Annotated in this window: 9 protein-coding genes; 2 read left to right on the plus strand and 7 right to left on the minus strand. The window is 39.3% G+C overall.

Features of this window, described 5'->3' with window-relative positions; translation table 11 throughout:
- Together secD and Q8907_07580 are read right to left on the minus strand one after the other, a co-directional pair.
- Nucleotides 1-2105, minus strand: a 2105-nt coding sequence (gene secD, locus Q8907_07575) for a protein translocase subunit SecD (protein ID MDP4274122.1), incomplete at its 3' end; no start/stop codon positions are given.
- 114 nt (nt 2106-2219) lie between these two features.
- Nucleotides 2220-3635 carry an inorganic phosphate transporter gene (locus Q8907_07580; protein ID MDP4274123.1) on the minus strand — a complete coding sequence of 472 codons (1416 nt, stop codon included), beginning with the start codon at nt 3633-3635 and terminating at the stop codon, nt 2220-2222.
- Between the two features lie 222 nt (nt 3636-3857).
- Here Q8907_07580 and Q8907_07585 point away from each other — a divergent pair, with 222 nt between their 5' ends.
- The gene (locus Q8907_07585; GenBank protein ID MDP4274124.1) at nt 3858-4148 is read left to right on the plus strand and encodes a hypothetical protein; all 291 of its coding nucleotides are present in this window, start codon (nt 3858-3860) and stop codon (nt 4146-4148) included.
- A 4-nt stretch (nt 4149-4152) separates the two neighbouring features.
- On the plus strand, nt 4153-5082 hold the full coding sequence (gene queG, locus Q8907_07590) for a tRNA epoxyqueuosine(34) reductase QueG (GenBank protein ID MDP4274125.1): 930 nt from the start codon (nt 4153-4155) through the stop codon (nt 5080-5082).
- Between the two features lie 25 nt (nt 5083-5107).
- On the opposite strand, the gene Q8907_07595 is transcribed toward queG, so the two are convergent.
- The 5 genes from Q8907_07595 to Q8907_07615 all read right to left on the minus strand — a co-directional run bounded on the left by Q8907_07595 (nt 5108) and on the right by Q8907_07615 (nt 10349).
- Nucleotides 5108-5620 (minus strand): hypothetical protein, encoded by a 513-nt coding sequence (locus Q8907_07595; GenBank protein MDP4274126.1) that lies wholly within the window; start codon nt 5618-5620, stop codon nt 5108-5110.
- Nucleotides 5621-5734: 114 nt separating this feature from the next.
- Nucleotides 5735-7045, minus strand: coding sequence for a ribosome biogenesis GTPase Der (der, locus tag Q8907_07600; GenBank protein MDP4274127.1), 1311 nt, complete (start codon nt 7043-7045; stop codon nt 5735-5737).
- A 34-nt stretch (nt 7046-7079) separates the two neighbouring features.
- Nucleotides 7080-7967, minus strand: a complete 888-nt coding sequence (era, locus tag Q8907_07605) for a GTPase Era (GenBank protein MDP4274128.1) — start codon at nt 7965-7967, stop codon at nt 7080-7082.
- Nucleotides 7968-7985: 18 nt separating this feature from the next.
- Nucleotides 7986-9518, minus strand: coding sequence for a pseudouridine synthase (locus tag Q8907_07610; protein MDP4274129.1), 1533 nt, complete (start codon nt 9516-9518; stop codon nt 7986-7988).
- Nucleotides 9519-9758: 240 nt separating this feature from the next.
- Nucleotides 9759-10349 (minus strand): hypothetical protein, encoded by a 591-nt coding sequence (locus Q8907_07615; protein ID MDP4274130.1) that lies wholly within the window; start codon nt 10347-10349, stop codon nt 9759-9761.
- Nucleotides 10350-10760 lie beyond the last annotated feature (411 nt).

Genomic DNA, 10760 nt, shown 5'->3' on the forward strand with positions numbered 1-10760 from the left:
TTCCTGATGCCAATGAAATTAATGTGAACATTTGACAGGGCATTGATGGTAAATTTATTACCCAGGGTAATTTCCTTGTTGTGATCAAGCAGCCATTCGAACATCAAGCGGGCGATGAATATAGAGGAGAAGAGTGACAGCAACAGACCAACAATCAGGGTAGTTGCAAAACCTTGTACAGGGCCAGAACCGAAAATGTACAAAACCACACCAGTTAAAATTGTTGTAACGTGGCCATCGATGATGGAAGAATAAGCATGCTGGAAACCTTCCTGGACCATAAGTCGGGGTCCTTTACCTTCCCGCCATTCTTCACGCATTCGTTCATAAATAATAACGTTGCCATCCACCGCCATAGCCAGTGTCAGAACCATACCGGCAATACCCGGCAAGGTCAAAACAGCACCCAGGGAAGCAAGCACGCCAAAGAGATAAAATACGTTGGCGATCAAAGCGATATCAGCGACATGACCGGCACCGTTATAATATAAGGACATATAAAGAAGTACACCGATGAAACCGATAATAAATGAAAGCATACCGGCATTGATGGATTCACGTCCCAATGAAGGGCCAACTACAGCTTCCTGGACAATCTTGGCAGGAGCAGGCATCTTACCTGATTTCAGAATATTGGCTAAATCTTCAGCCTCGTTGATGGTAAAATCGCCGGTGATTTCAGAACGGCCCCCTTTAATTTCCGACTGAACCCTTGGGGAAGAATATACATAACCATCAAGAACAATAGCAATACATTTACCGATATTTTCTTTGGTCAGGCGGGCCCAGATTCTGGATCCTTCACCGTTCATGGCCATAGTAACCTGAGCAGTAGATTTGGTCTGGCCAAATTCCTTACGGGCATCGGTCACAACGCTGCCGTCCATAGGAGCACGGCCGTCACGGGTAGTAATCTTTATAGCATGTAATTCATAATAACTCTGACTTTTATCATAACGGGGAGGTTTAACACTCCAGTAGAATTTCAAATCTTTGGGGAATAAGGCTGCAACCTGAGGAAGATGTAAATAGTAATTTACTTTTGCAGTATCCTTGTAATGGGCCATACCCACAATATCACCCGGAATAAGTTGATTATCCCTGGTCACATTAGGACGAAGTACAGAGAATAACGGATACTGATCCATGCGGCTTCCTGCGGCAAGAGCTTTTTTACTGCCTTTTCCGCTATCTTTTGCAGAAGTATCTTTTTGAATTTTTTGCAGTAAAGCAGATTCACCGGCAGCACCTTTCTTGGCAGCTACTGCTGCTTTTGCGCCTTTATGTTTTGTAGAATCACCTTTAAGCGAATCAGGAAGTGCAATGGCACCTTTCATGTCACTGATACGGTTGTTGGCATCCAGCAGGAATTTATATATATCGGAATTCTCGTAAGTTTCCCAGAACTCCAGATTGGCAGACCCCTGAAGAAGTTTCCTTACACGTTCAGGATCTTTTATACCCGGCAACTCAACCAGGATACGCCCTGTATTCTGTAATTTCTGAATGTTGGGTTGAACCACACCGAAACGGTCAATTCTACTCCTTAAAATATTAAAGGAATTGTCGATGGCATTAGAAGTTTCCTTACGAATAACGGCTAAAACCTGAGCATCGGTAGAATTGAAATTGATTTTATCTTTTAATTCCGGGGTACTGAATATGGCAGCCAACCGTGCATTGGGATCAACTTTTTTGAAAGACTCAGCAAAAAGTGTCACAAAATCTTTTGTGCTGCTTTTTTCCATCTCTTTTGCATTGGCTATTGCCTTATTAAATGTGGAATCAGTACTATAATCTGACATGGACCGGATCAAGTCTGGCAAAGAAATTTCAAGAGTAACGTTCATACCTCCCTTGAGGTCCAAACCTAAATTCAACTCTCTTTCCTTACATTCCTTGTAGGTGTATTTTTTAACACCAATGTTATAAACTACTTCTCCGGATATTGAATCAAGATAAGCAGCTTCTTTTGCCGGATTTCCTTTGGCAAAGTCCCTTGCATCTTTTTCAACAAATTTTGTGACCAGCGTAAAGGATAATTGGAATAAACATACCAACACCAGCGTAATCGCAAAAAATTTGACGGCTCCTTTATTTTGCATCTTTTCGTGGTTTTATAGATAATTAAAAATTAGCTCAGTTAAAAATTGAAGGGCAAATATATTAATTTTTTTAAAAGAACTTTTATTAACCTTTTATTATCTGAAGAAATCTTATCAAACAAATATTAAGCGAAATATAAGGAAAAGAGTACCCGACATTAAAGTAGTAACGGGCAAAGTAATAAGCCAGGCAATGGCTATATTGGTTATTGTTTTCATCTGAAGATTTTTCATTCCACCGCCGGCAACCATACTTCCGGCTACGCCTGAGGATAAAACATGGGTGGTGCTAACCGGCAGGCCGAATAAAGTGGATGCTCCGATGGTTGCTGCAGCCACCACTTCAGCTGTGGCACCCTGGGCATAGGTCAAATGTGTCTTACCGATTTTTTCGCCTATGGTTACCACAATTCTTTTCCAACCCACCATGGTTCCAAGGCCCAGGGATGTTGAAATCATTAATATGACCCACCAGGGCGAATATTCAGTAAAAGCCCTCATGCCCTTAACATTGGCACGTAAAGTACTTGCATCTTTTTGCGTAATTCCCGCAGGTAGGGCTATTCCCTCTTTAAGAAAAATATTTTCAGTTGTTTTGGCCACCAGCAAAATATCTTTTCTCATCATAAAATGTTTGTTGGAAGGCATCTGATCAAAATTTTTCAAATTAGCCAGATTGTATTTGATGGTATCCAGCCTTTTGTCCATTTTAACAAATGCTGCACGGGAGGCTGCCGGAAGTTTGGTGGAATCGACCTTCTGGAATACTGTTTCGACAGCGCATGCTTTAGACAATAAATTCCGGGGATCCTGATGCCGGTCTAATGCAAAATGTGCGGGGATAATACCTATTAATATAATCATGATCAAGCCCACCCCTTTTTGACCATCGTTCGAACCATGGGAAAAACTAACCAGGCTGCAGGTTGTAACAAGAATTCCACGTATCCATAAGGGCGGATGTTTTTTTTCTGAAGGTGCTTTAAACAAGGCCTTATTTTTTACCAGCAATTTTAACAGGTACATCAGAAACATAGCCAGGCCAAAGCCTAAAATGGGCGAAATCAACAACGAAAGTCCTGTATCAGCGGCTTTATGCCAGTTTAAAGCCACCGTGGAACTACCGGGCAACATCATAAATGCCAGACCCACCCCAAAAATGGAACCAATCAAAGCATGTGAACTTGAACAGGGAATACCAAAATACCAGGTACCTAAATTCCAGATGACAGAAGTAAGAATCAATGCCAATATCATAGAAACGGCATGATAAATATTCTGATCAACCAGAGCCTCGACAGGTAAAAGATTGATTATCCCAATTGCCACGGCAATGCCACCCACGTTAACCCCAACAAAATTGCATAAACCTGACCACATAACTGCCACATCAGGTTTTAAGGTATTGGTATAAATAACAGTGGCCACAGCATTGGCCGTATCGTGAAATCCGTTAATAAATTCAAAAGAACAGGCAGCCAATAAACAAACGATTAACAATATGGTCAACCCTATACTTAATCCGAACATATTCTATTCTATTTTTTTTCAAAAGTAAACATTCATTCATTCTCTTTTTTAATTTCATATTAAGAAAATGTTAAGAATGAAATTCCCTTTAAGGCAATATTTTAGCAACTCTCAGGCCTATTGTTAAATTTATATGAATTTTAGGATAATTCTGCCCTTCAAACTATTTCTTACAAAATAAAGATTAAATTTGCAATGACTAATCTTTTAAAAATTATCATTATGGAAATAGATGCCCTGGTTAGGAAAAAAGTAAAATTAAGAAAAAAGATTTTGGTTTTAAGGGATATTTTAATGATACTTTTAGCGTGCCTGTTTATTGTTGTAGCTTTTGTAATTGCTATTGACAGCGCTCATGCCATTGGAGAGGGGCTTAGCAACGTCAGGTACGGATTATTCGCTTTTGGCCTGATTATTTCAGGAACAGCGATAATTATTACGGTTTACTTCACCAAGAGAAAACAAATTTATAAGCTTATGTATCAAAAACCGGATGTGAAAGCTAAAAAATAAAGGTTTGTCCGACACAAAAACATATACCGATCTGATCAAAGCCGAGGCCAACCGCCTTGGCTTTTTAGCAACCGGAATTTCAAAAGTCTGCTTCTTAAAGGAAGACGAAGCCTGGATAAAAAAGTGGTTAAGCAATAACATGCATGGAGAAATGCATTATATGGAAAATTATCCGGATAAAAGGCTTGATCCCCGGTTACTGGTTGAAAACTCATTATCTGTAATTTCTCTACTTTATAATTATTTTCCACCAACCCTTCAATTTAATCCGGATTCCTTTAAAATCGCCAGGTATGCCTATGGAACAGACTATCACCAGGTAGTAAAAAATAAAATCTTCAGTTTAATGTCTTTCATCAATACCCATGTAACCAAAGTAAACGGAAGAGTATTTGTAGATTCGGCCCCGGTGCTGGAAAGGGCATGGGCAAGGAAATCAGGCCTGGGATGGATAGGGAAAAATACGAACCTGATTAACCCCAGGCACGGATCTTTCTTCTTTATTGGTGAATTAATCATAGACCTGGAACTGGAATACGACCAGCCTGTAAACAATCATTGCGGGACCTGTACCCGTTGCATGGACGCCTGTCCGACCGGGGCAATTACGGAACCTTATGTGATAGATGCCAGAAAATGCATTTCCTATTTGACCATTGAATTAAAAGATAAGATCCCCGAAAAATGGAAGGGAAAGATATCCCCATGGATTTTTGGCTGCGATGCCTGCCAGGAAGCCTGCCCCTGGAATAAAAAAGCCAAACCTCATCACGAACCGGAATTCATTCCAGTTACGGAATTATTAAATCTTTCAAAAAAGGATTGGGAAAATCTTAGCGAAAATAAATTCTTGGAACTTTTTTCTAAATCTGCCATCAAAAGGACAAAATATTCAGGATTAAAAAGGAATATCAATTTCCTTAGTTCACATTGACAGGCTAATAAAGAAGAATATTTAATTACTTTAAGCCAATATCGCTGGTAGTATCGGTATTACTGTGGTGTTTGGCCCTGTCAACAATATAAAAATAGTAACGGATAGTATCATACTGATTAATAAATGCCTTGGTGTATTCAAACTTTATTTTGATGGTACCCTTAAGTGTTTTGTTCTGGCCGGTCTTTTCCATATAAGGCATGATATAATTATACTTTGAAGTATCCGTTATATACTGGCCATTTATCTTTTTCTGCAGTTTAATAAAAACATCGGCATTCAGCGAATCAACTGTACTGGCAGTATCCAGGCCCAAATCTCCGTCGCCATCTACAAAATCAATAGCAAGCACCCCTTTCTTCTGATAATAATCGGTAGCACTGTCAATAATCGTAAAATTCTTAAAATGAATCTCTGGCACAGGAGGATAAGTCTCTAATTTGTCGCAGGAATAAACTATGGCACCTGCAACAAGCAGTAAAACGATCAACTTTTTAGGAAAAATCTTCCTTTTAAATATAGTATTACCTACCATATCTGTGAATTTAAATTTTATCGATTTCCGGCTACCTTATACAATGAAAATATCAATATTAGAAAAACGAATTTACTGCAATTTATCTTACATCAAAACAAGAAAAAATTAATATCACTTTTGCCTGAAATAAATTTGTATAGGCACTCCCTTAAAATTGAAAGCTTCCCTAAGCCTGTTTTCAAGATAACGTTTGTAAGGATCGCGCAGATATTGCGGATGATTACAGAAAAAGGCGAATGACGGGGTAGCCGTAGGCAACTGCATCACAAATTTTATTTTAATCTGCTTGCCTTTTACCATGGGCGGTTCATTACTATGAATAGCCGCGAGCATGACTTCATTGAGCTTTGAAGTGGATATCCGTTTCTTGCGGTTCTCATAAACGGCAACAGCTTCTTCCAATACTTTCTGAATCCGCTGCTTTGTAATGGCCGAAGTAAAAATAACGGGTACATCATTGAAAGGGGCCAACCGTTGGAGAATAGCCTGGGTATAGTCTTCGAGGCTGTGATTGTCCTTTTCTATAAGATCCCATTTATTGGCAAGAAGCACCACTCCTTTTTTATTTTTCCGGATGAGGTTAAAAATGTTCATATCCTGGGCTTCAATACCCTGGGTAGCATCAATCAGTAAAAGGCAGACATCCGAATTTTCAATCGTGCGGACAGCCCGCATGACAGAATAAAACTCAATATCTTCATTCACCTTGCCTTTTTTCCTCAAACCGGCCGTATCGACCAGGTAGAAGTCGAAATTATATTTGTTGTACCGGGTATATATTGAATCCCTTGTAGTACCTGCAATTGAAGTAACTATATGCCTGTCTTCCCCTATTAATGCATTAAGCAATGAAGATTTTCCAACATTTGGCCGCCCAACAATAGCGAATTTAGGAATTTCTTCTTCTTCCTCCGGTCTTGGTTTAGGTTCAGGAAAAAGACTTACGACTTCATCAAGCAAATCGCCCGTACCCCCACCGGTAATTGCAGAAATGGTATAAACTTCACCCAAACCAAATTTATAAAATTCATGGCTTTCGTATCCCAGTTCATTGTTATCAACCTTGTTGGCTGTAAGTATCACTTTCTTTCCCGATTTACGAAGGATATCCGCAACTGCTTCATCCAAGTCCGTGATTCCTCCACGGACATCCACCACGAAAATAATGACATCAGCTTCTTCTATAGCCAGTAATACCTGCTTCCTGATCTCCTTCTCAAAGATATCATCAGAATTTATGGTATATCCACCGGTATCTATCACAGAAAATTCCTGACCATTCCATTCACACTTATCATAATTGCGGTCGCGGGTAACGCCGGACACTTCATCAACAATGGCCTTTCTGCCACCTACCATGCGGTTAAAAAGAGTAGACTTCCCGACATTTGGCCGTCCTACTATAGCTACAATATTGCCCATCTATTACTTAAGTTCTTAATATTATTAATTGAGATCATTCAGCAGGATTATAACCAAAGCGCTGAAGGGATCTCTCATCATCACGCCAATCCTTGCTTACTTTGACAAACATTTTCAGGAAAACTTTTTTCCCGAAAAATGCTTCTATATCTTTCCGGGCTTCCGTCCCCACCTTCTTTAGGGCAGCTCCTTTGTTCCCAATAATAATCCCTTTCTGGCTCTCCCGCATTACATATATAATGGAACTGATTTTAATGATATCTTCCTCCTCTTTAAAAGACTCTACAGCAACTTCAACGGAATAAGGTATTTCCTGCCGGTAATTCAATAAAATCTTTTCACGGATAATTTCAGTCACGAAGAACCGTTCCGAACGGTCGGTCATTGCATCCTTGGGATAATAGGCGGGGCCTTCGGGAAGCGCATCGATGATCGCATTTTTCACTACATCGAGATTGAAATCTGTCAAGGCCGACACAGGGTAAATGGTAGCCTTGGGAAGCATCTCCTTCCAGTTTTCTACTAATTTTTCAACAGCAGGCTGGCTGCTCAAATCAATTTTATTGATCAGCAGAAACACAGGGACCTCTGTACTTTTGAGCTTCTCAATATACTCATGGTTCTTGCCAACCTGTTCCACCACATCGGTAACATAAATAATCAAATCGGCGTCGACAAATGCAGAACCCACAAACTTCATCATAGTTTCCTGAAGTTTATAACTGGGTTTGAGAATTCCCGGGGTATCGGAATAGACGATCTGATAATCCTCGCCGTTCACTATTCCCATGATCCTGTGCCTTGTGGTCTGTGCTTTAGAAGTGATGATCGAAAGCTTCTCACCCACAAAATTGTTCATGATCGTCGATTTACCCACATTGGGGTTACCGATAATATTAACGAATCCTGACTTATGTGTCATTTTTTTGCCTGAGTTTGCTTATTCGTAAGATCCCATTTTCAGGACAACCACTTCCTTTTCGCTAAGAAAACGCCATTGGCCGCGCTGCAGTCCCTTTTTGGTCAAACCTGCAAACATCACCCGGTCCAGTTTGGTCACATCATAGCCCAAAGATTCGAATATACGGCGGACAATATGATTTTTCCCTGAATGGATTTCAATACCTATCTGATTTTTGCTCTTATCATCAACATAACTCACGGCATCAGGTTGAACGAAACCATCTTCGAGGGTAACCCCATCGGCGATCTTCATCAGATCGGCAGCTGTAAGCGGCCTGTCCAGATAAGCAAGGTATACTTTCTTTTTGTTAAATGAAGGATGAGTAAGTTTCTTGGTCAGATCCCCGTCATTGGTCAATAAAAGCACACCCGTGGTATTACGGTCAAGACGGCCAACCGGATAAACCCTTTCCTTGCAAGCTCCCTGAACCAGGTCAAGTACAGTCCGCTTTGCATGAGCATCTTCAACCGTGGTTATATAGTCTTTGGGCTTATTGAGCAAGATATAAACTTTCTTTTCGCTCTTAATTCTTTCGCCGTTATAACGAACCTCATCATCCTGTTTAACTTTGGTACCCAGTCGGGTGATTATTTCTCCGTTTACCGACACCAAACCGGAAACAATAAGTTCATCGGCTTCACGTCTGGAACATATACCGGCATTGGCAATAAAGCGGTTAAGCCTCATAGGCCATTCCTTCTCAGGATGTTCCTGCTTGTATTCCAGCTGCTTTTTCTTGCTATATGGGTTTTTCTTGAAATCAGGATTATAGGGCTTTCGATTTCCGTCGTACTTCTCCTTACTTGAAAATTTATCCTGGTCTCTATAGGACTTCCTGAATCCCGGCTCTTCTTTTTTATAAGGACGGCTATAATTACTTCTCTGCTCTGAATCTTCTTCCTTATGGAAGGTGTTCTCTTCCTTATTATATTGATTCTTTCCGTAAGAATTCCTTTGCCAATTGCCCTTTCTATACCCTTCCTTGTAAGGATGCTGCGAAGTATGCTTTTCAAAGCCTTCTACACCTTCATTGTCTCTTTTTCCCGAATAAGGATGTTCTCCAGAACCCCTGTAATTATTGCCATAGCGATTCTGTCCCGGTTTTCTGTCTTTGTAAAAACCATCCCGTTTGTTTTCATGATGAAAAGAATCCTGTTTGAAACCTCCTTTTTCATCCCTCTCTTCACCAGCATTGCCAGAATAACGTCCCCCCGAACCTGAACCTTTGTAATTGCTTCCATAACGGCTTGATCCCGGTTTTCTGTCTTTGTTAAAACCTTCCCGTTTGTTTTCGTGATGAAAAGAATCCCGTGGGTAACTTTTATTCCCTTCCCGCTCTTCATCAGTATGGCTTGAATAATGACGTTCTCCCGAACCTTTATATTTGTTTTTCACATAAGCAGGTTTCCCTGAATTTTCTTCAGGACGAAATGTCCCCTTTGATTTTCCAAAAGGTTTGTCAAAACGGGTTGATGAATTCGACCGCCTTTGTGGTCTGATATTTTTCATAAATAATTGATATAAAATAGAATATTAAATTATAATTTTATGAATACGCCTTTTGTTTTTATATTTAGGCCAAAATGTGAAGGAATCGTAAAGTATTCTTGCATAGATGAAGTTAGTAGTAATCATTTCAATGGACAAAGATACTACATTTTTGCATGATTGCTAAATCTATTTGGGGTGATATTGACCTGCCCATTCCTGCACATGGTTTTGCTTTTTTTATCCTAAAGGCAGTATCATTCACTTTGTTGACTGACGGGTTCTTAACCATTTATTGTATTCTTTAGCAACCAGGAATAAATCATCAATAGTATATTTCCCGTTCCTTATTTTTTCTGATAATTCAGGACAATCACTGAAAAATTCAGCAGCCTTCAACTGGAAAGGATAGGATTGATTCCAAAATACCTGAAGAAATTCCCTGGAAGGTTTTTCGAAAAAGTAAGAAGTCTCTGTACCGCTTCTATTCCCCGATGTCATATAGTAACGATATAAAAACACTTTTAGACTATCGTTCAGCAGAAGGCACATAAAAACGCTACGGTTTCCCCATTTTTTAGGATAAAAATCCAGACTGTCAATTGAAAAGAATCTCACCTCCTGAGGCTGGTAGGTAGTAGCTTTATTCTTTAAACTATCTTTGAATTCAAGAAACTGATAATTTTCATATCCATTGTTAAACAATATCTTCCCTTTCAATGTATCGCCGTTTTTAAGAACTACATACCCATTCTGGTAATGTATACCCAATAATTTATTGAAAAATTGAGCCTTAACCGGCAGATGGCAGAATACGATAAAAATGGGCAGGAGAATATATAATTTTTTCATTTTTAAAAGGTTCCGGAAACTACAATTCCAATATCTAAGTCTGTCAAAGACTTTTCAGCAATAGATTGAGACTGCTTAAAAAGTTCAACTTAATGAAATATCATTCAAATTAACTCATTTTTTTTCAACTTCTGCATCTTTCCATTTGAATTTCCGGCTTGAAAATTTGATATCCATTCAAAGGAACATACCTATCAATCAAAATTGACGAACTTTTCAGAAGATCTTTTTATTTTCAGGAGCAATTATTTCTCAATGAATAGATTTCTTAAAAGTTTTTTAAAGGACCACCTTCAGCTTTAAGGATGGTTTTTAATCGTAGTACTGATTAATCCTGCCAGACAGAAACATGAAAAGCAGACTTAATCATTCATCAAAAAAATTGATAATTATTTGTCTATGATTTCAAAA

This window comes from Bacteroidota bacterium (assembly GCA_030706565.1).
GTDB lineage: Bacteria > Bacteroidota > Bacteroidia > Bacteroidales > JAUZOH01 > JAUZOH01.

What these genes read in the sequence shown, in the direction of transcription:
- Q8907_07580 (MDP4274123.1), bottom strand. Translation starts at nt 3,635, where the DNA reads ATGTTCGGATTAAGTATAGGGTTGACCATATTGTTAATCGTTTGTTTA.
- Q8907_07585 (MDP4274124.1), top strand. Translation starts at nt 3,858, where the DNA reads ATGGAAATAGATGCCCTGGTTAGGAAAAAAGTAAAATTAAGAAAAAAG.
- Q8907_07595 (MDP4274126.1), bottom strand. Translation starts at nt 5,620, where the DNA reads ATGGTAGGTAATACTATATTTAAAAGGAAGATTTTTCCTAAAAAGTTG.
- der (MDP4274127.1), bottom strand. Translation starts at nt 7,045, where the DNA reads ATGGGCAATATTGTAGCTATAGTAGGACGGCCAAATGTCGGGAAGTCT.
- era (MDP4274128.1), bottom strand. Translation starts at nt 7,967, where the DNA reads ATGACACATAAGTCAGGATTCGTTAATATTATCGGTAACCCCAATGTG.
- Q8907_07610 (MDP4274129.1), bottom strand. Translation starts at nt 9,518, where the DNA reads ATGAAAAATATCAGACCACAAAGGCGGTCGAATTCATCAACCCGTTTT.
- Q8907_07615 (MDP4274130.1), bottom strand. Translation starts at nt 10,349, where the DNA reads ATGAAAAAATTATATATTCTCCTGCCCATTTTTATCGTATTCTGCCAT.